The organism is Blautia wexlerae, from assembly GCF_013300825.1.
GTDB lineage: Bacteria > Bacillota > Clostridia > Lachnospirales > Lachnospiraceae > Blautia_A > Blautia_A wexlerae_B.
Genome location: NZ_JAAIMY010000020.1, coordinates 49094 through 71593, shown reverse-complemented (window position 1 = coordinate 71593; position 22500 = coordinate 49094). Strand labels below are relative to the sequence as shown.

Annotated in this window: 24 protein-coding genes and 3 tRNA genes; 20 read left to right on the top strand and 7 right to left on the bottom strand. The window is 41.7% G+C overall.

Annotated features, from left to right (window positions below; translation table 11 throughout):
- The first annotated feature begins 71 nt into the window (after positions 1-71).
- The 3 genes from G4417_RS11215 (at position 72) to G4417_RS11205 (ending at position 368) form a co-directional block, all read left to right on the top strand.
- Positions 72-144: transfer RNA gene (locus tag G4417_RS11215), tRNA-Asn, on the top strand.
- Positions 145-188: 44 nt separating this feature from the next.
- Positions 189-260: transfer RNA gene (locus tag G4417_RS11210), tRNA-Glu, on the top strand.
- Positions 261-297: 37 nt separating this feature from the next.
- Positions 298-368, top strand: a tRNA-Cys gene (locus G4417_RS11205).
- A gap of 114 nt (positions 369-482) precedes the next feature.
- Here the strand turns inward: G4417_RS11205 and G4417_RS11200 are convergent.
- Together G4417_RS11200 and G4417_RS11195 are read right to left on the bottom strand one after the other, a co-directional pair.
- Positions 483-1058 (bottom strand): GNAT family N-acetyltransferase, encoded by a 576-nt coding sequence (locus G4417_RS11200; protein WP_173683489.1) that lies wholly within the window; start codon positions 1056-1058, stop codon positions 483-485.
- Between the two features lie 33 nt (positions 1059-1091).
- Positions 1092-1322 carry a hypothetical protein gene (locus tag G4417_RS11195; protein ID WP_173683488.1) on the bottom strand — a complete coding sequence of 77 codons (231 nt, stop codon included), beginning with the start codon at positions 1320-1322 and terminating at the stop codon, positions 1092-1094.
- Positions 1323-1639: 317 nt separating this feature from the next.
- On the opposite strand from G4417_RS11195, the gene G4417_RS16975 reads away from it, so the two are divergent.
- Together G4417_RS16975 and G4417_RS16970 are read left to right on the top strand one after the other, a co-directional pair.
- Positions 1640-1849 carry a hypothetical protein gene (locus G4417_RS16975; protein WP_243872131.1) on the top strand — a complete coding sequence of 70 codons (210 nt, stop codon included), beginning with the start codon at positions 1640-1642 and terminating at the stop codon, positions 1847-1849.
- A gap of 135 nt (positions 1850-1984) precedes the next feature.
- Positions 1985-2377 (top strand): LytR/AlgR family response regulator transcription factor, encoded by a 393-nt coding sequence (locus G4417_RS16970; protein WP_243872130.1) that lies wholly within the window; start codon positions 1985-1987, stop codon positions 2375-2377.
- 313 nt (positions 2378-2690) lie between these two features.
- Here G4417_RS16970 and G4417_RS11185 read toward each other — a convergent pair whose 3' ends face one another.
- The 4 genes from G4417_RS11185 to G4417_RS11170 form a co-directional block, all read right to left on the bottom strand.
- Complete coding sequence (locus tag G4417_RS11185) at positions 2691-3890, bottom strand: DHHW family protein (protein ID WP_173683487.1); 1200 nt, start codon at positions 3888-3890, stop codon at positions 2691-2693.
- 11 nt (positions 3891-3901) lie between these two features.
- A complete protein-coding gene (locus G4417_RS11180) occupies positions 3902-5290 on the bottom strand; it encodes an MBOAT family O-acyltransferase (protein ID WP_173683486.1) in 1389 nt (462 codons plus the stop codon).
- A gap of 91 nt (positions 5291-5381) precedes the next feature.
- Positions 5382-5858: a DUF4358 domain-containing protein gene (locus G4417_RS11175; RefSeq protein WP_173683485.1), complete on the bottom strand. Its 477-nt coding sequence runs from the start codon at positions 5856-5858 to the stop codon at positions 5382-5384.
- Entirely contained in the window at positions 5855-6676 is an 822-nt protein-coding gene (locus tag G4417_RS11170; RefSeq protein ID WP_173683495.1) for a GDSL-type esterase/lipase family protein, read from the bottom strand. Before G4417_RS11170 ends, G4417_RS11175 begins: the two co-directional genes overlap by 4 nt.
- Positions 6677-6837: 161 nt before the next feature.
- Between G4417_RS11170 and G4417_RS11165 the strand changes: the two genes are divergently transcribed.
- The 6 genes from G4417_RS11165 (at position 6838) to G4417_RS11140 (ending at position 14068) form a co-directional block, all read left to right on the top strand.
- Positions 6838-7695 (top strand): HdeD family acid-resistance protein, encoded by an 858-nt coding sequence (locus tag G4417_RS11165; protein ID WP_173683484.1) that lies wholly within the window; start codon positions 6838-6840, stop codon positions 7693-7695.
- 33 nt (positions 7696-7728) lie between these two features.
- Positions 7729-8487, top strand: a complete 759-nt coding sequence (locus tag G4417_RS11160; protein ID WP_243872129.1) for an arginase family protein — start codon at positions 7729-7731, stop codon at positions 8485-8487.
- 30 nt (positions 8488-8517) lie between these two features.
- Positions 8518-9276, top strand: a complete 759-nt coding sequence (locus tag G4417_RS11155) for a prolipoprotein diacylglyceryl transferase (RefSeq protein ID WP_173683483.1) — start codon at positions 8518-8520, stop codon at positions 9274-9276.
- Between the two features lie 140 nt (positions 9277-9416).
- Positions 9417-11138 carry a S8 family peptidase gene (locus tag G4417_RS11150; RefSeq protein ID WP_173683482.1) on the top strand — a complete coding sequence of 574 codons (1722 nt, stop codon included), beginning with the start codon at positions 9417-9419 and terminating at the stop codon, positions 11136-11138.
- Positions 11139-11298: 160 nt separating this feature from the next.
- Positions 11299-12690 carry a uracil-xanthine permease family protein gene (locus G4417_RS11145; protein ID WP_173683481.1) on the top strand — a complete coding sequence of 464 codons (1392 nt, stop codon included), beginning with the start codon at positions 11299-11301 and terminating at the stop codon, positions 12688-12690.
- Between the two features lie 145 nt (positions 12691-12835).
- Positions 12836-14068 (top strand): 6-phosphofructokinase, encoded by a 1233-nt coding sequence (locus G4417_RS11140; RefSeq protein ID WP_173683480.1) that lies wholly within the window; start codon positions 12836-12838, stop codon positions 14066-14068.
- A 53-nt stretch (positions 14069-14121) separates the two neighbouring features.
- Here G4417_RS11140 and G4417_RS11135 read toward each other — a convergent pair whose 3' ends face one another.
- A complete protein-coding gene (locus G4417_RS11135; protein ID WP_173683479.1) occupies positions 14122-15843 on the bottom strand; it encodes an ABC transporter ATP-binding protein in 1722 nt (573 codons plus the stop codon).
- A 123-nt stretch (positions 15844-15966) separates the two neighbouring features.
- On the opposite strand from G4417_RS11135, the gene G4417_RS11130 reads away from it, so the two are divergent.
- The 9 genes from G4417_RS11130 (at position 15967) to rpsR (ending at position 22314) form a co-directional block, all read left to right on the top strand.
- A complete protein-coding gene (locus tag G4417_RS11130) occupies positions 15967-16275 on the top strand; it encodes a hypothetical protein (protein ID WP_022380547.1) in 309 nt (102 codons plus the stop codon).
- Positions 16244-17461: a VWA-like domain-containing protein gene (locus G4417_RS11125; protein ID WP_173683478.1), complete on the top strand. Its 1218-nt coding sequence runs from the start codon at positions 16244-16246 to the stop codon at positions 17459-17461. The genes G4417_RS11130 and G4417_RS11125 overlap by 32 nt, the downstream gene beginning before the upstream one ends.
- Positions 17462-17508: 47 nt before the next feature.
- Positions 17509-19074, top strand: coding sequence for an AAA family ATPase (locus G4417_RS11120; protein ID WP_173683477.1), 1566 nt, complete (start codon positions 17509-17511; stop codon positions 19072-19074).
- A gap of 107 nt (positions 19075-19181) precedes the next feature.
- Positions 19182-19994: a class B sortase gene (gene srtB / locus G4417_RS11115; RefSeq protein WP_173683476.1), complete on the top strand. Its 813-nt coding sequence runs from the start codon at positions 19182-19184 to the stop codon at positions 19992-19994.
- A gap of 59 nt (positions 19995-20053) precedes the next feature.
- Positions 20054-20776, top strand: a complete 723-nt coding sequence (locus tag G4417_RS11110; RefSeq protein WP_119243342.1) for an NAD-dependent protein deacylase — start codon at positions 20054-20056, stop codon at positions 20774-20776.
- A gap of 96 nt (positions 20777-20872) precedes the next feature.
- The gene (locus tag G4417_RS11105; RefSeq protein WP_173683475.1) at positions 20873-21064 is read left to right on the top strand and encodes a DUF951 domain-containing protein; all 192 of its coding nucleotides are present in this window, start codon (positions 20873-20875) and stop codon (positions 21062-21064) included.
- A 110-nt stretch (positions 21065-21174) separates the two neighbouring features.
- Positions 21175-21462 (top strand): 30S ribosomal protein S6, encoded by a 288-nt coding sequence (gene rpsF, locus G4417_RS11100; protein WP_020993443.1) that lies wholly within the window; start codon positions 21175-21177, stop codon positions 21460-21462.
- Positions 21463-21545: 83 nt separating this feature from the next.
- On the top strand, positions 21546-22007 hold the full coding sequence (locus tag G4417_RS11095) for a single-stranded DNA-binding protein (protein WP_173683474.1): 462 nt from the start codon (positions 21546-21548) through the stop codon (positions 22005-22007).
- Positions 22008-22050: 43 nt separating this feature from the next.
- On the top strand, positions 22051-22314 hold the full coding sequence (rpsR, locus tag G4417_RS11090) for a 30S ribosomal protein S18 (protein WP_008707906.1): 264 nt from the start codon (positions 22051-22053) through the stop codon (positions 22312-22314).
- Positions 22315-22500 lie beyond the last annotated feature (186 nt).

The window sequence follows — 22500 nt, the reverse complement described above, 5'->3', positions numbered from 1 at the left end:
GAATCGCAGGAAGAATGAATCTCAAGGAAATGTCAACATGTATGTAATTTTGAAGGTACAAAAACCTTTATTCCTCCTTAGCTCAGTCGGTAGAGCATGCGGCTGTTAACCGCAGTGTCGTTGGTTCGAGTCCAACAGGGGGAGCTTTCGGAAACATGAAGTCCGATATCAAATTCAATTTTCTACCAGGCTCCATGGTCAAGCGGTTAAGACACCGCCCTTTCACGGCGGTAACAGGGGTTCAAATCCCCTTGGAGTCATTATGTAAGAAATCTTGCATATAATAAAAGTAAATATGGTGCCATAGCCAAGTGGTAAGGCAAAGGTCTGCAACACCTCTATCCCCGGTTCAAATCCGGGTGGCACCTCTTTTAAACCTCAGATAATGAAAATTATCTGAGGTATTTTTATTATAACAATTCCCCTGCTTATTGTTTCGCACAGTTAAAGCAGGGGAATTGTCTGATTTGGATCATGGAATTTTATATTTTTAAAGCCGGGAATTTCGGCGGTTGCTGGTCTGACAGATGATTACCGATCAGCTTTTCCATCCAGACCATATTATACCAGCGGTGGAATTTATATCCACATTTATAAAATTCACCAACAAGACGATATCCCATATGTGTGTGGAATTCTACGCTGTTTCTGTCAAGGTATTCATCTTTCTCAGGAGGATAAGCAATGCAGGCATTCATATTCAGTATCCCCTGATTGCGTAAGGCATCTTCAAGGGCATCATGAAGTCTGCGGCCTATTCCCTGATGCTTAATATTCTGATCCACATAGATAGAGGTTTCTACAGCCCAGTCATAAGCCGGTCTTTCGTGAAAAGGACTGGCATAGGCATATCCAAGCAAGCTTCCGTTTTTCTCTGCTATAAGATAAGGGTATTTTTGAAGAGTATGTTCAATTCTGGAAGCAAATTCTTCAACAGAAGGAACATCATATTCAAAAGTAATTGCAGTATGTTCTACATAAGGTGCATAAATATTTAAAAGTGCCTGCGCATCCGAAAGAGTGGCAGTACGTATTGTAATAAAAGTATTGGTATTCATAAAACAGGACCTCTTTTTGAAAAAATGATAGAGTTATTCATCAAATTCAGCAGTTACGATAAATCCCCGGGGGGTATGTTCTATATTTTTGACAATTCCTTTTTTGGATTTAATGCGCTGTGCATTTGGATAACAGCCGGACATCGCGACAGCGGGTTCAATGATATAACTGTAATTCATAAAAGACTGATATTCTGAAATTTCTACTTCATCTCCTACATTTATTAATCCCTGGCGCTCCATTTTAAATTTTTCCTGACGCATATGATATGCTTCCTTCCTTTGGTTGAAATAAAATAATTCAAGTTAGAGGTACAATACATTTTTCTCTTAATTATTATAGTATAACACAAAAATAGTAAACAACAATATTACGTTAGAGGCAAAATACCTTTTGACCCTAACATCGTAATATATGATTATCATAAAAAAGTAAAATAAATGAGAAAAGTACTTGAATACGTAGGATTCTGCATATATAATTAATAGTAATTGTGCTGTTTACGGATAAGTGTCAGAACTTTCGCCTTGGCAGGATTCCGGCAGCAACTTTTTATATTGATACGGAAAGGGGAAATTACATGAAAACGATCGTCGTTTGTGATGATGTTGAGATTGAAAGACTTCTTTTGAAAGAAATATTGTGTCAGTATTTTGAAGAAATAAATGAAGAGGTTTCAATTGTAGAATATGATTCAGGAGAGACGCTGGTGGCAGATGTGGAAGAAGGCTACATTGCCATGGATCTTCTTTTTCTGGATATTTATATGAAGAGACTTAATGGAATGTAAACTGCAAGAAAACTGCGGAAGCTACAGTGTAAGGTACCGATTATTTTTCTTACTGCGTCACCGGATTACGCCATAGAGAGTTATGAAGTACGTGCATCAGGGTATTTGCTGAAGCCATTTTCCGAAGAAAAACTGATGAAACTTCTGAACATGGTTCTTAAAACGGATATGAAAAGACGTGTTGCGATCAAAAACAGGAGACAGTACCGCTACCCATATACAGACGATATTATGTATATTGACAGTGATAAACACAATGTCATTCTTCATCTGTCAGACGGATCCGAAATTATAACAGTGGATAAGCTGGGTGAAATAGAGAAGAGAATCAACGAGAAACGTTTTCTGCGATGCCATCAGAGTTATCTGGTAAATATGGATTATATTAAAGATGTAGAGGATGATTTTGTTATGGAAGATGGAACACTTGTGCCTATACGTGTTCGTGGGCGGAAGGAGATACTGGATATGTATTATGACTATTTTGTAAACCATTTCGGAAGTTCAAATGACACTTTTGCAGAATAAACTGCTGAATTTGTATAAAACGAAAAAAAACCATAAATACTGATATAATACATATCAAGGTACAGCTGATGCAAAAAACAGATAAACTGGGAACGGGGAATGTAAGAAACAGTGTTATTGTTTGAAATCAGCCGTCATACCTAACCTATTATTAAAAAATGTGTGAAAAGTGTGTGTTATAAAAAAGTGTGTGTGAAAAAATCCCCACTGAAAGTCAATGTTTCCTCGGCATTGAGATTTCGGTGGGGATTTTGTATATTTATGGAATTACTATAATAGTTCAATACAGAATCAGATAGTTTTACGTATTATATTATTCGTTATCGGAAGTATCACTGGAATCCTGTCCGTCAGATTCAGGTGTCAATGCAAGCTCCAGAGAAGTATCTGAAAAGAATGTGTTGGCATTATACAGATACAAAACTTCCTGAACGTTTTCAACCTGTATCAGCTGTTCCAGATTTCCGAAATAATAACGTGGATCGATCATTATGATCTTGCGGTAATGCTGAGCAAGAAATGGGACGAAGCTGTTCGCGTAAGAATCTTTCAGTACGAGCAGTGTATTATCTGTCTCTGTAGGAGTATTGATCTTTATCTGGGCGTGGTTACCGCCAAAGAATAACGCATATTTATCTCTTGTGCCAAGTTTCTCAGTGTCATAGAAACTGGCACTTTTTTTCTGTTCATCCACATAATTGACTACAGAGGAGAGTGCCTGATCTCCGGTTGGGAGAAATACATCAATTTCATCTTTTTCACCGGAGCGGAAACCGCTTTTTGCAGACAGAGTTCCCTGGAAAGAACGTGTAACAGGTGCTTTGTCATAAGTATCTGATGAAGTATCAATTCCCATAGCTTTAGCTGCCTGGAGATAGGCATAATAGGCTCCCTGGGTAGTCCAGTGATGATCAGTATGATAATAAAGGTCTTCCATTTTATGATCCTTAAAAGTGTTGCGGACATCAATAAAGGTTACGCCTGCATCTGTCAGGGAATCAGAGAGACTGTCAATCCATAAATTCTGATCCTGAACCGGAGCAAAGGCAGGAAGCCTGTTACTTAAAATATTTATAGAATTTGGGGCAATCAGCGCATATTGTTTCAGATCAGAATGTTTTTGTGCAAAATCAGTCATTGCTTTTACTGTGGCATCATACTGTGCCTGGTCAGGAGCTTTAAATTCTTCCATAAGATATCCTGATTTTCCCACATATACACCGTTGGATTCTACTTTGCCCATCAGACGGTCAGTTCTGGCTTTCAGTGTAATCCACAGATCGCGGAGCGGAAACTGATCATTTTCATAGGTTTCAAATTGTTTTTCAAATCCTCCGGAAGCAATCTGGCTGCCATTTAAATGAGGCAGGGAGGAAAGTACGCGGTTTTCTTTTTCAGAAAATCCTCTGTCAGGAAGTATAATGCTGAGAATAAGTACAACCAGAGGGATAAACAGAAAAAGAAGTCCCATTCTGTGGAAAAATAAACGATAATTTCTTAATGATTTTTTCATATTGGTACCTTCTAAAATTTTGCATATAAAAATGGTGTATAGGAATTATAAACCATATAAGCAACGGATAGTGCAAACAAAATAAGATTTATAATTATTGCGGCAGCGGGTCTGCGCCTGATCAGATTCCTGAAATACTGATAGGGGGCAGGGCGGCATGCCAGGATACTGATCAGAAGAAGGATAAATCCTGTCTTGAGATAGTAAAGTGCAGTGCTGTCTATGAAGCCGGAAGCACCGATTCCGAACATGGTTCCCAGATAGTGTCCGAGAGCACCGAAATCTGTCTGGCTGAAAAATACCCAGCCGATCATAACCACAAGCATGGTGTACACAGTCCGGATCCACGACGGAATTTTTTCCAGATATTTCTGAAGTACAAATTTCTCAAGTAAAAGAAAGAGTCCGTAGTAAACACCCCACAGTACGAAATTCCAGCTTGCGCCATGCCACAGACCGGTAAGAGCCCATACCACAAGAATATTGCGGATATGTTTCAGGGGTGAAACCCGGTTGCCGCCAAGGGGGATGTAAATATAATCTCTGAACCAGCTTCCCAGGGAAATATGCCAGCGTCTCCAGAATTCAGAAACACTGGTAGAGATGTACGGGTAATCGAAGTTCTTATTGAAGTCAAATCCCAGCATTTTTCCCAGACCAATGGCCATATCTGAATAACCGCTGAAGTCAAAATAAAGCTGCATAGTGTAAGCCAGAATGCCAGTCCAGGCAGTAAGCACAGACATCTGCGGATGACTGCAGATACCGGAATACAGGACAGAGAGGTTATCTGCCAGAAGGACTTTTTTTGCAAGACCTTTGACAAAAAGTTCTGCACCGATACCAAATTTGGAAATATTGATGGTACGCTGTTTCAATTGCTCCTCTATATCTGCATATCGGATGATCGGTCCTGCGGAAGTATAGGGAAACATTGTACTGTATACGGCGAAGGTCAGGAAATTTCTCTGTGCATTGATCTTACTTAAATAAATATCAAAAAGATAGGACAGATTACGGAAGGTGTAAAAAGAAAGTCCTATGGGCAGTGAAAGTTCCGGGTGAGGAATATGGATGCCGGTGATTCCTCCGATGGTGTTAAGCAGGAATCCATAATATTTAAAAAATACAAGGATTGCAAGATTCACAACGATCGAAAAAACCAGATTTATCTTCTGTTTCCTGTCATCATAATATAAACGTTCCAGTTCTGTACCCATATAATAGTTGAAGATACTGGAAAACAGCATGAGGATCACATATACAGGTTCTCCCCAGGCGTAAAAGATCAGACTGCCAAAAAACAGCAGCAGATTGCGAAGCTTTCCCGGTATCAGATAGTAGAGCAACATGAAAACCGGAAGAAAGCAGAATATAAAAAATATACTGTTAAATACCATATTAAAAGTTCTCCAATCTGTAGATATCAAGTCAGGGGCAAAATACCTTTTGACCGTAACATTAATATTATAGAAAATCAAAGGAAAAGAGTTATATCATAGAAAGAAAAGCAGTATGCCAGTTCTGTGCATCTGCACCGCACATATAATATACATAATTCCCTTTTTTTCCTACAACTGCATTGTTCAGAAGAGCCATCTGATCTGTGCCGTATCCCTCAAATATCTGTTTTTGACCGGCAAGGTGGGCGCTTGCATTTTCAAGTAAAGCATTTGCCTGAGTACTGTCGTTGGCTTTCATAATACAGATTTCTTCCACTGCCATAGGGGAGGCGGCTTTGTAGAAGAAATAGCCGTCGATATTGCGGTCATCTGTCTGATAATAGTGTTTCAGATCGGAACGGTTTTCTTTATTCAGGGAAATGATATCGGAATCCTGTTCCATGGTCTGGGCAATCTGCTCCATCGGTATATTCTTTGCGCTGTCAGAGGTATACAGGACAGTCAGATATGCGATGAGAAACAGAACAAGTCCGCTTTTGATAAAAATATGTAAATAATTTCTCATACCTGTAACCCCGCTGTCTGTGCCATGTGTGTCAGCCATTTTGGATAATAATCCTGAATTACATGTTCTCCGTCCGGTTCATACAGATTTTCTGAACTGTCCGTTACAATAGCTGAGTTGTCAATAAAGGTACATCCCATTTCCTGACAGAGTTTTATAAGTCCTTCATTATAATCAGGATAATATCCAAGATCAGGGGTCTGTGCGATTGCGTCGTCTGTGATCGGCAGAATACTGTTGATATAGATTGGAACACCAGGCAGTGCAGTCTGGATTTTTTTAATCTGCTCTTTGTAGTCAGAGACAAATTCGGATGAAGCTGAACCATATAACTCAAGGTCATTGGAGCCGAAGGCCATGAATACATGAGAGGGACTCAGAGCGATCGCTGTGCTGATCTGATCATCGGCTGCACTTACATTTAATCCTCGTTTACTGACTACTACATCTGTATCCAGATATCCGTATTCTACGATAGATTCAGTAATAGAGTCTCCGATGATAACACTGCCTGCAAATACCTGACGGATTTGTACATCGCTTAATACAGATGTTTCGGAATTATCTGCGGAAGCATCAGAATCGCTGCCGGAAGTCTGTTTCAGAGCCTGAAGCTGTTGCTCTGTCTGGGAAATATCTGCGTTTTCCAGAGCCTGAAGGCGGGCTACATTTTCTTTGCAGACAGAATCATCCCCGGAACCACGGGTGCATAAAAAGATTACTGCACCGGCAAATATGATACCTGCAGGGATAATGAATAAAACTTTATTCTTTGGTTGTTTTTCAAAATAAATCCTTCCTATGGAAAAAATCTCCATTTTCTGACATAATTTCACTTAATTATAATACACACCCAAAAAACTTCAAGGAAAAATTCACAAATTTTACACAAACTCATGCAGTTGCCTGTGGACGAAGTAAACGAAAGAAGTTATACTTCTTATATACAAGAATAATGTACTGTCAGGAGGAATAGGTTGTGGGAAAAAAAGTTTCTGATTTTCTAAAAAGTGAGATCATATCATCCGTCTTTTATCTGGCGTTTGGTTTGTGCCTGATTCTGATTCCGGATCAGACTGTAAACATTATCTGCAAGATTGTATTTGGACTGATAATGATCGCATCGGGTATTTACCATATTGTTATTTATACGGCTGAGAAGGAGAAGGCAACGATCCTTGATTTGTTTACAGGCGTGATTGTTATGGTGCTTGGAATTTTTCTTTTCTTTACGCCACAGATTGTGATCAGAATCCTGCCATATTTACTGGGAGCTTTTGTACTGGTTGACAGTATCTGGAAGATAAAGGGCAGCTACAGACTGAAAAAAGCCCAGAGAGGACGTTGGAAGATTATTTTTGGGGGCTGTCTGGTATTTATTGCACTTGGGGTTTCTATGCTGTTTTATTCTTTTATGAGTGTAACTCAGATGATTCTGTTTTCAGGAATCATCCTCACTGCCGACGGGGCAGCAGATATTGTGTTCCTGATCATGATCCGTCTGGGAATGCGCAAATCTGAGAAACTCCCCGATGAAAAAGAACCGGAAGAGAAATCGGTTCTGTCATGGAATGAACCGGAAACTGCAGATTTGAATAAAGAAGAGCAGGAAAAAACTTCAGATGAAGACAAAACAGAATGGGAGAAAGATACAAACTCTCAGGCACAGGAAACTGAGATGGAAATAGAAACTGAGAAAACCGCAGATGCAGCAGATGCGGATACCATTCTGGATGCAAATGTGCAGACTTCAGATGAAGATGTGGAAAGTCCGGGCAGGGAAATCAGAGAGATGTTGAAAAATAACGAGGAACCTCTGGAAGAATGGAAGGATTAAGTGAATATGCAGGAACAGACACCAGTTATACTGATGAATTTTTCAGGAATCTACAAAGAGGAAGAATTCTGGAAAGACAGACAGATATTATGGATAGAGGTTCAGGATATCTGTGGGACAAACTGCTATTGTGATGAGGAAGCAATTGCAGAGATCAATAAACGAACAGAGAATTATCCAGCTGCCGGAATCCATTTTATTGATTCCGGTAATTATCACTATATGACAAGATTGTGGATGGCTAAGATAAAAGAGCCGTTTTGTCTGCTGGTTTATGATAATCATACGGATATGCAGCCGCCTGCATTTGGCGGAATTTTGTCTTGCGGCGGATGGATCGCAGCATCTCTGGAAGAACTGGAGAATCTGAGATATGTGATTCTGGTGGGACCGGATGAAGCGGCTTATGAGCAGGTGGAAGAGAAGCTGAAAGACAGAGTAACGTTTCTGTCAAGAGAGCATCTGCAGGGAATGACAGAGGCACAGATAAACGGATTTCTGGAAGAAACAGTCGGCAGGGTGTGTGAATCTCTTCCATTATATATATCTGTTGATAAAGACGTGCTTAGTACAAAAGATGCACAGACCACATGGAGTCAGGGAGATATGAACCTGACAACACTTATGTCCGGTGTACATGCAGTGCTGGAGTGTGTAAAGAATGCCGGAGGAAAGATTGCCGGTGTGGATATCTGCGGTGAGGCGGATCCGGAGACGATTCATGAGAATGAAAGGAATGACTGTGCTAATAAAGCACTTCTGGAATTATTTACCGACAGGATAGAATGGTAATTGATGTTTTGTAGTAGAAAGGATTTGAGAATGCACAATGAATTATTGCATATAGGTCCGCTGACAGTTTACGGTTATGGTTTTATGATCGCAATGGGTGTGCTGGCGGCCTGGTTTGTAGCTGAGCAGAGGGCAAGAAGGTTGCATCTGGCATATGAACATATTTTTTATCTTGTAGTGTGGTGTGCCATCGGAGGATTTGCTTCTGCAAAAATCCTGTTCTGGATCACCAACTGGAAAGAGTTTCTCCAGAATCCACGACAGATGATCGGTTCAGACGGTTTTGTGGTTTATGGTGGGATTATCGGTGGGATTTTGATCGGTTGGCTGTACTGCAGGATAAAGAGGCTGAAATTTCTGGAGTATTTTGATCTGATGATGCCGTCCATTGCACTGGCACAGGGATTTGGAAGGATTGGTTGTTTTTTGGCAGGCTGCTGCTATGGGAAAGAGACAGCAGGCACACTTGCTGTAATTTTTAAGGATTCAGATTTTGCGCCCAACAATATTTCCCTGATTCCTACACAGATATATTCCAGTATTCTGGATTTCGTACATTTTTTCCTGTTACTTTATGTGGCAAAGCATAAGAAAGCAGATGGTCAGGTGGCAGCATGTTATCTGATCTGTTATAGTATTGGAAGGTTTGTGATCGAATTTTTCAGAGGGGATATTGAGAGAGGAAGTGTTGGAATACTGTCAACTTCCCAGTTTATCAGTATTTTTACGGCAATAGCGGGAGCTATATTATTGCTGGCTTCTATGAAAAGTATAAAACAGGATCAGTAACTGATCAGTATCTTTATAGTTATGAAGTCAGACAGATATTTGCAGCCTCTGCAGGGGATTTACCTGCCTCGGTTGAAATCATCTCATCATAAAAAATAAATATCTCACATATCATGTATAAAAAATCCAGGAGGACAGTAATGTTCGGACCTGACGATTTTGAAGTGCAGATACAGCAGGAAAACCCCCCGGGCATTCATGCTGAGCCGTCAATACCGCCGGCACAGGATGAAGAGTACGGGGATTTTATTATAAAACATGGACAGAATATGGGTGGAAAATTTCTTCCTGTGAATGAATTGTTTGGAATTCTATATATTCCGCTGAATGAGATTGGTCCGCTGGAAATTAATTCCTATACGTATGCATCTTTGCCGAAGTGTTATACATTTATGGATGCGGATGCATTAAATTCATCCGGGATTACGCGGTTACATAATCATCCCTATCTGAAACTTCAGGGAGAGGGCACAGTGATCGCAGTGATTGATTCCGGGATTGATTATCTGAATCCAATCTTTCGAAACGGAGATGTAAGCCGTATTGCATATATCTGGGATCAGACAATTCCGGGAAATGAGGATGAACAGGTTCCTTATGGAAAGGTTTTTACCGGAGAGGAAATTAATCAGGCATTGCTGTCGGAGAATCCACAGGAGATTGTACCCTCATTGGATGAGAACGGACATGGTACAGCTATGGCAGGGCTGGCAGCAGGCAATTTTGTACCCACAGAAAATTTCTCAGGAGCAGCTCCGAAAGCAACGATCATTGTGGTGAAATTAAAGAAAGCAAAATCCTATCTGAGAAAATTTTACCAGTATCCGCCACAGGCACCGGTATTTCAGGAAGACGACATTATGCTGGGGATTTCTTTTGCAGTGAAGATGGCACAAGAGATGGGAATGCCGGTTTCCGTTTGTCTGGGACTTGGCACCAATCAGAGCGCACATGTTGGTGACAGTGAGCTGAGTCGATATGTAGATTATATTAATGAAGATTCTCAGGTATCAGTATCTGTGGCAGCAGGAAATGAGGGTGCAGCACAGCATCATTATACAGCAGAGTTGGACTATGTGAAAAATCAGGATACTGTTGAACTTCGTATTGCGGATAAAGAAGAAGGATTTTCCATGGAATTTTGGGGAGATCCGCCGGATGACTATGGGATATCGTTACAGTCACCGGCAGGAGAAAAGCTGTATGTGAGCAGTTCTCTTGGTGCAGGTACTCAGGAATTAAGTTTCATTTTTGTGGAGACGAAAGTGCTGGTCAATTACGTAAAGATGGAGCGGATGACCGGGAAACAGCTGATTTATTTTCGCTTCTTTCATCCGGCAGCAGGTATCTGGAAGGTAAATGTCAGTAAAAAAGGAATATCGGGAAGCAGGTTTCACATGTGGCTTCCGGTGCAAGGACTGATTTCGCCGGACACTTATTTTCTGGAGTCTACACCTTATATAACTGTTACTGCACCCGGCGATTCAACCAGAAGTATTACGGCAACAGCTTATCAGTATCTGGACAACAGTCTGTATTTTCAGGCTGGGAGAGGGTTTACTCCAAACAATCAGGTGACACCTGATTTGGCAGCACCGGGAGTAGATTTGTTCATTCCGTTGCCGGGAGGGGCGTTTGGAAAGGCTTCGGGAAGCAGTCTTTCTTCGGCTATTACTGCAGGAGCAGCAGCATTGGTGTTGGAATGGGCGATCGTGAGAGGAAATATTCCCTATGCATCGGGAAATACAGTGAAATTTTATCTGCAGAAAGGGGCAGTGAGAGAAGAACAGATGGAATACCCCAATCCGGGATGGGGATATGGAAGACTGGATCTGTATCGGACATTTGAGCTTATAAGCTGAAAGGTTTATGAAATACTGGAAAATACATATAAAAGATAAAATAATAACCAAATTTTAAGATAAAATATTGTATAGTTTTAGACCAAAAATAATTAGGTTGTCTAATTGTTTTTTTGGACAAAAAATGTTACAATCGTACAAAAGAAATTGGGAGGCAATTATGAAGAGAGGCAGTATTTTTGAAACTGACGGAATCCCCCGCATGAGTGAGGCTTTTCCCCTTGCCATGCAGCATGTCGTAGCTATGATCGTTGGCTGTGTCACACCGGCGATCATCGTTTCCGGAGCAGTTCCAGGCGGACTCTCCAGAGAAGACCAGGTTATCCTGATCCAGTCGGCACTGGTCATTGCAGCATTGTCAACTTTGCTTCAGCTGTTTCCGATTGGCGGAAAGGCGAAATTTGCAATTGGCTCAGGCCTGCCTATTATCATGGGTGTCAGCTTTGCTTACGTGCCAAGTATGCAGGCGATAGCGGAATCGTATGGAATAGCAGCAATCATGGGTGCGGAGATTGTTGGTGGTATCGTAGCAGTTGTTATGGGTTTGCTGGTCAAGAAGATTCGGGTATTTTTCCCGCCGCTAATCACAGGAACAGTCGTATTTACCATCGGTCTTTCCCTGTATCCGACTGCCATTAATTATATGGCAGGCGGTACCAGCAGTCCGAATTACGGATCCTGGCAGAACTGGGCAATTGCATTTTTCACGCTGATCGTTGTTACAGCTCTGAATCATTTTGGAAAGGGAATCTGGAAACTGGCATCTATTCTGATCGGTATTATAGTGGGATATCTGGTTTCTATTCCGTTTGGAATGGTAGATTTCTCAAGCATAGGGGAAGCAGGTGTCTGTCAGCTTCCATCTCTGATGCATTTTGGAGTACAGTTTGAGCCGTCTTCCTGTGTTGCACTGGGAATTTTATTTGCTATCAACTCTATTCAGGCAATCGGTGATTATTCAGCGACTACGATCGGAGCTATGGACAGAACACCTAAGGATGATGAACTGCAGCGTGGAATCGTTGGTTATGGTCTTTCTAACGTTGTAGGCGCATTGCTCGGCGGACTTCCCACAGCAACATACAGCCAGAACGTTGGTATTGTTACAACTACAAAGGTTATCAACCGTTGGGTATTGGGACTTGCAGCTGCAATTCTCGGTATAGCAGGTCTGGTTCCGAAATTCTCAGCTATCCTGACAACGATTCCTCAGTGTGTACTGGGCGGTGCAACTGTGTCTGTATTTGCATCGATCGCAATGACAGGTATGAAGCTGGTTGCTTCTGCTGAGATGGATTACCGTAATTCATCTATCGTAGGACTCGCAGCTGCACTGGGAATGGGTGTATCTCAGGCAACAGCAGCACTTGCAAGCTTTCCCACATGGGTAACAACAATTTTCGGTAAATCACCGGTTGTCCTTGCAACTATTATTGCAGTAATGCTTAATGTGATCCTTCCGAAAACACGGGATGAGCAGAAAGAAGAGGCAAAAAAAAAGATTAAAATAGAACAGAAACTGGAAGAAGACCACAGGGAATTCGGGGAATAAAAACAGAAACTGAATATGGGAAATATAAGGTGTGCTTTCACAGGGGGATGTGGGAACACACCTTTTTATTGAATTGCTATGGAAGGCAGTTGTATGATATAATGAAAAGCAATCACATTAAATCAAACGATACAGGAGGTTTCTTATGTCCAGAAAGAATCTGATCGTCGGTCAGTCCGGCGGTCCTACCGCAGTAATTAACAGCAGCCTTTACGGAGTTGTATCCGAGGGAATGCGCCATCCGGAAGCTATTGAGCATGTTTACGGAATGATAAACGGAATTGAAGGATTTTTAAATGGAACAGTTCTTGACTTTGCCGAAGCACTTCCGGGAGAGAAACTTGACGGTCTGAAAGTCACACCAGGTGCTTATCTTGGTTCCTGCCGCTATAAATTGCCGGAATCACTGGAAGATCCGGTTTATCCAAGACTTTTTAAAAAATTTGAAGAAATGAATATTGGCTGGTTCTTCTATATCGGTGGAAATGATTCCATGGATACGGTGAGCAAACTTTCCCGTTATGCTGCGCAGACAGGCAGTGATATCCGTATCCTCGGAGAACCAAAAACAATCGACAATGATCTGGTTCATACAGACCATACTCCGGGATTTGGAAGTGCAGCCAGATATGTAGCTTCTACAGTCCGCGAGATTACCATAGATGCAAATGTTTATGAAAAGAAATCCGTAACGATTATAGAAATTATGGGCCGCCACGCAGGATGGCTCACTGCTGCATCTGCACTTGCCCGCAAATATACAGGAGACAACCCTCTTCTCATCTACCTTCCGGAAACAGCCTTTGACCAGGAAGAATTTCTTAAATCAGTAGAGAAATCCTTTGAGAAAAACTGCAATGTCATTGTCTGCGTATCAGAAGGAATCCATGACGACAAGGGCACATTTATCTGTGAATACGACAATTCCGTAGGTACTGATACCTTTGGACACAAAATGTTGGCAGGCTGTGGTAAATATCTCGAAAACCTTGTCAGAAATCGCCTTGGTGTAAAAGCCCGTTCTGTAGAACTCAACGTCAGCCAACGCTGCTCTGCATCTATGATGTCAGCTACAGATCAGCAGGAAGCCATCAAAGCCGGAGAATTCGGCGTAAAGGCAGCCCTCAACGGCGAAACAGGAAAAATGATCTCATTTATCCGCAAAGAAACCTCTGACGGAACCTATACCATGGAATGCGATCTTGAAGACGTCAATGCCATCTGCAACGAAGAAAAAACAGTTCCATCAGAGTGGATCACAGAAGACGGATCTGACGTCACCGAAGCTTTCATAAACTATGCCCGCCCCCTGATCCAGGGAACAGTACAGATCCCCTGTGGCGAAGACGGCCTCCCGTCATTCGTATACCGCAAATAGTATCATTATAACAGCGCAGGAAAATTAATTTTCCTGCGCATCCGTCAGACAAATCACATATTATAATAAGCCGCATAAACCCCATTCATATCCAACAGCTCTTCATGTGTCCCCCTCTCAGCAATCCCATCCTCAGTAATCACAATAATCTCATCCGCATCCCTGATCGTAGAAAGTCTGTGCGCGATAGTAATAGTAGTACGGTTCTGTGAAAGCTCTTCAAGACTTCTCTGGATCCATCGTTCACTCTCATTATCCAGAGCACTCGTAGCTTCATCAAGGATCAGAATCGGCGGATTCTTCAGGAACACACGTGCAATGGAAATCCTCTGTTTCTGACCGCCCGAAAGTCTTGTTCCGCGTTCTCCGACATAGGTATCATACTGCTGTGGAAGTTCCATAATAAAATCATGAATGCTTGCCCGCTTTGCAGCTGCAATAATCTCTTCATCAGAAGCTCCCGGTTTTCCATATGCAATATTATCCCGGATCGTACCGTCAAACAGATAGACATCCTGCTGTACAGTTCCGATATTATTTCTGAGACTCTTCAGAGTCAGGCTACGGATATCTTTTCCATCAACAGTGATCCGTCCTTCTGTTACATCATAAAAGCGTGGCAGAAGAGAACAGATGGTAGTTTTTCCGCCACCTGATGGACCCACAAGTGCCACAGACTTTCCGGCAGGGATATCAATAGAGATATCACTGAGAACAGGTGTATTATCGTCACTGTAATGAAAAGATACATGCTCATAGCTTACATGTCCCTTCACATCAGTAAGTTCCCTGGCATCCGGAGCGTCTGTGATCTCTGACTCTGTTTCCATAACATCAAGGAAACGGCGGAAGCCTGAAAGACCTTTTTGCATCATTTCTACCAGCTCGACCAGAATCTGGATCGGACTGATAAAGATTCCAATATAAAGTGCATACATGGCAAGATCTGCAGTCTGCATTTCTCCGTTGGCAATAAGATAACCGCCATACACCAGAGTAACCAGATACATCATTCCCTGAAAGAACAGATTAGAACTCATAAAGCTTCCCATACAGCGATAATTATCACGCTTTGAAAGCAGAAAAGCTTCATTGCTTTTTTTGAATTTAACATGTTCAATATCTTCATTTGCAAAGGACTGTACCACACGGATACCGGAAAGTGTGTCCTGGAGACTTGCATTGACATCCCCGATCTTACGTCTGTTTTCCATAAAAGTTGTCTGCATTCGGGCATTCTGCTTAAAGGAAAACCAAAACATAACAATAACAAGGATAATCAGTGGAAATGCCAGTTTCTTATTGATAAAGAAAAGAAAGACAAAAGCACCGATGATCTTTACCAGAGAGATAAAAAGGTTTTCAGGACCATGGTGTGCAAACTCGGAAATATCAAAAAGATCACTGACCAGCTTGCTCATCATCTGACCGGAATTATTCTGACTGTAATAGGAAAATGAAAGCTGCTGGTAATGATCAAATAATTCCTGCCGCATATCCCGTTCCATATTTGCTCCCATCATGTGTCCCTGACAGGTTACATAATATTTGCAGAGACACTGGATCATATACATAAGAAAGAGTCCTCCTGCGATCACAGGCAGTGCCTGAAGAATCATTGCCTGATCCTGAGTGAACAGTGTTTTTGTCATGGTCCGCAGAATCTGAGGATATGCCAGATCTATCAGGCTGATTACAGCAGCACATATCAGATCAATAAAAAAGACCGCCTTATACGGACCATAGTAGTGGATGAATTTTTTGATAGTATTCATAAGATAAAATCCTTTCATCTGTGATAGAATATATATGATTTTATAATAACATAACGGGACTTTAAAATAAACCGTTTTTGTGCTATATTGTGGTTATGAACTATAAGAGAGGAAGAGAATCTGATGCAGGACAGAAAGCTTGAACAGGCTCTGGAGATTTATTTTCAGGAAAATCCGGACAGAGAGTCCGATAAATATCAGGAGATACAGAAATACCTGAAGCTCAGAATACGTTCTGTAATGGAGCTTCTGATAGAGAATGAGGATACAGAAAGGATGGAGCAGATCGAGAAATGCGGATGGTTTTCCGCAAATGAGCTGGAGAATTTTATAAGATGTGCACAGGAAAAAGCAAAGCTGCGTTCTCTGGTATGGCTGCTTCATCTGAAAGATAAAAAATATGGATACCCAAAAAAAGACTTTTCACTATAAAAAAACAACAACAGAGCAGGAACTTACCGGAAAAAAAATCCTGCAAAACTGCAGAAATCAATTGTATCTGGATTTTCCTTATCTGGATGGGGCATTTGCAAGTCTGGAATACAAAGCAGACAGCAGTATTGATACAATTGGGACAGACGGGGAGCTGATTTATTTTAATCCGGTATTTCTCATGAAAAAATATCTGGAAGATCCGGCAGCAGTAAGAAGAGGATATCTGCACATGCTGCTTCACTGTCTGTACCTTCATATTTTCATGGAACCTGACAGAGATTTTGGCGAATGGGACAGGGAATGCGACTATTTTGTAGAGCAGCTGATCGACAAGGCTGTCGGAGAAGGCAAACTTAGCCTGAAGAAAAGAAAATCAGATGATACACAGGTGAATACAAATGCTTTTGATGATCACATATTCTGGCAGAGAATTGCCGGACAGGCATCAGGAGACAGGAGAATAAAGGAAAAATGGGAACATATCCTTGCTTATACCTCACAGAATAAGACAGGTATGCAAAGCAGGGCAGGGACTCAGACAAACAATCAGCAGGAAAAACTGGATGAGATCTACCGCAGTAAATATGATTACCGGAAATTTCTGAAGCAGTTTTGCAGACTTCGGGAGGAAGTGGAACTGGATACGGAGAGCTTTGATTATATTTTTTATAGCTTTGGAATGGAACATTATGGGAATATTCCATTGATAGAACCGTTGGAGTATAAAGAAGTAAACCGTCTGGAGGAGCTGGTGATCGCCATTGACACATCCGGTTCATGTTCCGGAGAAACTGTACAGAGATTTCTGGGGGAAACTTATGGGATTTTAAGTGAAAAAGAGAATTTTTTCAGCAGGATGAAGGTATATGTCGTCCAGTGCGACTGTTTTATCCAGAAAGTGGATGTGATTCATTCTGAGGAGGAGTGGAAGGAATACAGTCGGAACGTTAAGATCCAGGGCAGGGGAGGTACAGATTTTCGCCCTGTATTTGAACTGATCCGTCAGGAAAAAGAGAGAAAAGAACTGAAGAATCTCAGGGCACTGATCTATTTTACAGATGGTGACGGAATTTATCCGGGACAGAAGCCGGATTATGAGACTGCATTTGTATTTCTGAAACGGACGGACAAGATGAAACTGGTGCCGCCATGGGCGAAATGTCTGATCACAGGAATAAGATAAACTGCGGATCAGTTTGATTAAACAACTAGCAGGAGTATGATAATAAAATGAACATACAGGAAGCAAAAACAGAAATCTGTAATACACTTCGTGCATATCTGGCGAAGGATGAGAATGGATATTATACTTATCCGCTGATCCGTCAGAGACCGCTTTTACTGATCGGTCCGCCGGGAATCGGCAAAACTGCCATTATGGAACAGGCGGCAGCAGAGTGCGGTGTAGGACTTGTAGCCTACACCATTACCCATCACACCCGTCAGAGTGCTATCGGTCTTCCGGAGATCGTTAAACGGAATTACGGTGGAAAAGGCATGATGGTGACAGATTACACAATGAGTGAGATCGTGGCATCTGTCTATGATTGTATGGAGAATACAGGTAGGAAAGAGGGAATCCTGTTTATTGATGAGATCAACTGTGTGTCTGAAACCCTGGCACCGGCAATGCTGGCACTTCTCCAGAATAAAACCTTTGGAAGTCATAAGATTCCGGAAGGCTGGATTCTGGTAGCAGCGGGAAATCCGCCGGAGTATAATAAATCTGTCAGGGAATTTGATATTGTCACACTTGACCGTGTCCGTAAGCTTACAATTGAGCCTGACTGCGATATCTGGCTGAAATATGCAGGACAGCAGAAGGTGCATCAGGCAATCATTTCTTATCTGTCTGTGAAGAAGAACAATTTTTATGCAGTGGAGAATACAGTAGACGGTAAATTCTTTGTAACTGCCAGAGGTTGGGAGGATCTTTCAAGACTTCTGCAAAGCTATGAAAAGCTGGGAATCGGGATCAGTGAGGAACTGGTGGAGGAATTTCTCCAGAAAGAGGAAACAGCCAGGGATTTTGCAGGATTTTATCAGTTATATACAAAGTATGGGGAGGATTATGAAATCCCGTCGATCCTGTCCGGAAATATGAGCCCGGAGAATCTGGCGCTGAAGGAGAAGATGGCTGCAGACGGAGCTTTTGAGGAGCGTTTTGCAGTTGTAAATCTGATTCTGGGGGCATTGAGAGAAAAAGCGGAAGAATACGGACAGGCAGATCATCAGCTTGAGATACTCCATGAGATGCTTCTGCATCTGAGAACTCAGGTGAGAAAGAATGCTGAGGAAGAGAAGCTGGGAATTTCATTGCTTGAAGAATTTGCGCAGGAACAGGAAAACAGTCTGCAGATCAAAGTAAAGATGGAACTGATCTCAGTAAGAGAACAGAAATATCAGGAGACGGCGATCCGCAGGCTGCGGGAATATATTCTGACAGCAAAGAAAGAACATGTGCGGTCAGCTGAAAATGGATTTAAGCGGATCAGTAAATGTTTTGAAAAAGAAGCAGTATGCAGAGAAGATATGATACAAAAACTTCAGGGAGAGCTGCAGAATGCCTTTTCATTTATTAAAGAGAGCTTTGGCGAAAATCAGGAAATGTTGCTTTTCGTGACAGGGATCACAGCGGATAGGGCAATGACTTCGTTTATTTCCGGAAATGGCTGTCCGGTATATTTTGAATACAGTGAGATGCTTCTATATAATAAAGAAGAAAATGAACTGCGAAAAGCGTGTCTGGAGGCAGTGCATAATGGATTACAGGAAGAACGATGTGACCGGGTATAATAGTCTGTCACAGACAGCGGTTGGAAACGGATGTCTGTATATTATATAGAAGTCAATCAGACAGCAGCTGATACATAGCAGCAATGTGCTGCGGAAATGGAGGAAGAATGTCAGAAAAACAGCCTAAAAAAAAGAAGACAGCAGGGGATGTTGTGTTGACGGTTGTTCTGATCGCAGCAATCTGTGTATTCTGTTATGCAGGATATAATCTGTTTCATATTTATACAGAATATAAGAAAGGTACGGATGAGTACAATTCGATCACACAGATGGCGGTAACAGAACGAGATCCGTATGGAGAAGCGGCAGGACCGGAAGCCGGCAGTGAGCTGAAAGCACCTATGGATATTGACTTTGCATCTCTTAAAAGTGTAAATAATGATGTAGTGGGATGGATTTATGTGGAAGCAGTGCCAGATATTAATTACCCCATCGTGCATGGCAAAGACAATGAAACTTATCTTCACAGAACCTATGAGAAGAATTATAACTTTGCAGGAACTATCTTCGTGGACTATGAAAATAAAGGAGATTTCAGTGACTGCAACACGATCGTGTATGGTCATAATATGAAAAATGGTTCCATGTTTGCTCAGCTTAAGAAATTTACACAGGATGAAGAGACTTATAAGAAGAGCAAATATTTCTGGATCTTTACACCTGAGAAAAACTACAGGTATGAGATTATCTCCGCGTACACTACAGGTGTGAACAGTGATACCTATACCCTGTTCAAGGGACCTGGTGAGGAATTTGAAAAATATCTGGAGAAGATCCGAGGATATTCCGAGATCCGGACAGATGTAGAAGGAATGAACATAAAGGACAAGATCATTACACTGTCTACCTGTACGGGAAACGAGGCAACCCGTTATGTTGTCCAGGGAAAACGTGTGGATACACTTGATATTGAAAAGTAGAAGTTAAGATGATAAAACTTCAGTAACAGTGTTTGGAAAAAATAAAGGAGGAATTCTAAATGGCAGGAGAAGTTGAGAGATTACAGGAATTTGTAGACAAATATGACAATATTGTCTTCTTCGGCGGCGCAGGTGTTTCCACAGAGAGCGGAATCCCGGATTTCAGAAGTCAGGACGGACTTTATCATCAGAAATATGACTATCCTCCGGAAACGATCTTAAGCCATACATTCTTTATGAGAAAGCCGGAAGAATTTTTCAAATTCTACAGAGACAAGATGCTTTGCGACACTGCAAAACCAAATGCAGCACATTTGAAGTTGGCAGAACTGGAGCAGGCAGGCAAGCTGAAAGCTGTTATCACCCAGAATATAGACAATCTGCATCAGATGGCGGGCAGCAAGAAGGTTCTGGAACTTCATGGAAGCGTATACCGTAATTACTGCATGAAATGCCACAGATTCTATGATTTTGCCCACATGAAAGCATCCACAGGTGTTCCGAGATGTGAATGTGGTGGAATTATCAAGCCGGATGTGGTATTGTATGAAGAAGGTCTGGACAACCAGACAATCAATGAGGCAGTGAAAGCAATCTCAGAAGCGCAGGTTCTGATCATCGGTGGAACTTCCCTGGCTGTTTATCCGGCAGCAGGACTGATCGACTATTTCCGCGGTGAGCATCTGGTAGTGATCAATAAATCCCCGACTCCGAGAGACAGATATGCAGACCTTTTGATCCAGGAGCCGATCGGACAGGTATTTTCACAGATTCATTGCTAGCGTGTCTGAAAAATCAAGGGTAATTGTTCAGCGGTTCGCTATTTGGCGAAATACCGGACAGTTACTGTCAAAGTTATATAAGAGGAGTAAGAGATTATGGGACTTCCCTATGAAGTTGGTGATACCGTTACATTAAAGAAAGTCCATCCATGCGGAAGCAGAGACTGGGAAATCTTAAGGGTAGGTGCTGATTTCCGCCTGAAATGTACAGGATGCGGACATCAGATCATGGTACCGCGCAAGATGGTTGAGAAAAATACTAAAAATTTGATAAAAAAAGAAAAATAGTACTTTACAGACACGAAAAACTATGTTAGAATCAACACTCGTGATATATTTTATATCCTTGCTCTTTGACAGGCAAAGGGCCAACAGACCATAAGGAGGTAAAGCAAGACATGAACAAGTACGAGTTAGCATTAGTTGTTAGTGCAAAAGTTGAAGACGAAGTACGTGATGCAGTTGTTGAGAAAGCAAAAGGATACATCACACGTTACAACGGCACTATCACAGAAGTAGAAGAATGGGGTAAGAAAAAATTAGCTTACGAAATTCAGAAAATGCATGAAGGCTTCTACTATTTCATTCAGTTTGAAGCAGACGCACAGTGCCCAGCGGAAGTTGAAAGACACGTTCGTATCATGGACAATGTATTAAGATACTTAGTCGTAAGAAAAGACGCATAATCTTATACAGAGTGGATTTTAGAAGGCACCATTAATTGATCCGTTCAACCATTCATTCAAAGCAGAAACGAAGAGGTATTTATATGAACAAAGTAATTTTAATGGGACGCTTAACAAGAGATCCTGAGGTGAGATATTCCGCAGGAGAGAATGCATTGGCAATTGCCAGATATACACTGGCAGTAGACAGAAGATTCCGCCGTGACGGTGAAGCAACAGCAGACTTTATCAGCTGTGTATCCTTTGGACGTACAGCCGAGTTTGCAGAGAAGTATTTTCGTCAGGGACTTAAGATCATTGTTTCAGGACGCATTCAGACAGGCAGCTACACTAATCGTGATGGCCAGAAGGTCTACACAACAGAGGTAGTAGTTGAGGAACAGGAGTTTGCTGAGAGCAAGGCAGCCAGCGATAATTACGCAGCTTCCCATCCGCAGACATCAGTACCGACACCTGCACCATCCATGCCGGCTCCGGGAGCAGCCAGTGCAGACGGCTTCATGAACATTCCGGATGGAATTGATGAAGAACTGCCGTTTAATTAGAGCTTATTACAAACTGATAGAATAAAATAGGAGGAAAGCAATCATGGCTTACAATAGAGGCGAAAGACCAGACTCTCCAATGAAGAGAAGAGGCGGCCGCAGAAGAAAAAAAGTTTGCGTATTCTGTGGTAAAGAGAATAACGAGATCGACTACAAGGATGTAGCAAAATTAAGAAAATATGTTTCTGAAAGAGGAAAAATCCTCCCAAGAAGAATCACAGGAAACTGTGCAAAACATCAGAGAGCATTGACAGTTGCTATCAAGAGAGCACGTCATATGTCTATGATGCCATACATCCAGGACTAATTCTGAAGATGATAAATGCTGCTTCGCATTTGGCGGGGCAGCATTTTTGCGTTACTGTGAACGGAGTGAACAGTAACGCAATTATTTTTGCACGTTCTTCTGTTACTATGGTAAATTCTGTTTGAATCTGTTATAATATAATTCACAGGGCGTTTTTTGCAGTACCTGCCAATGCACAGCTCATCT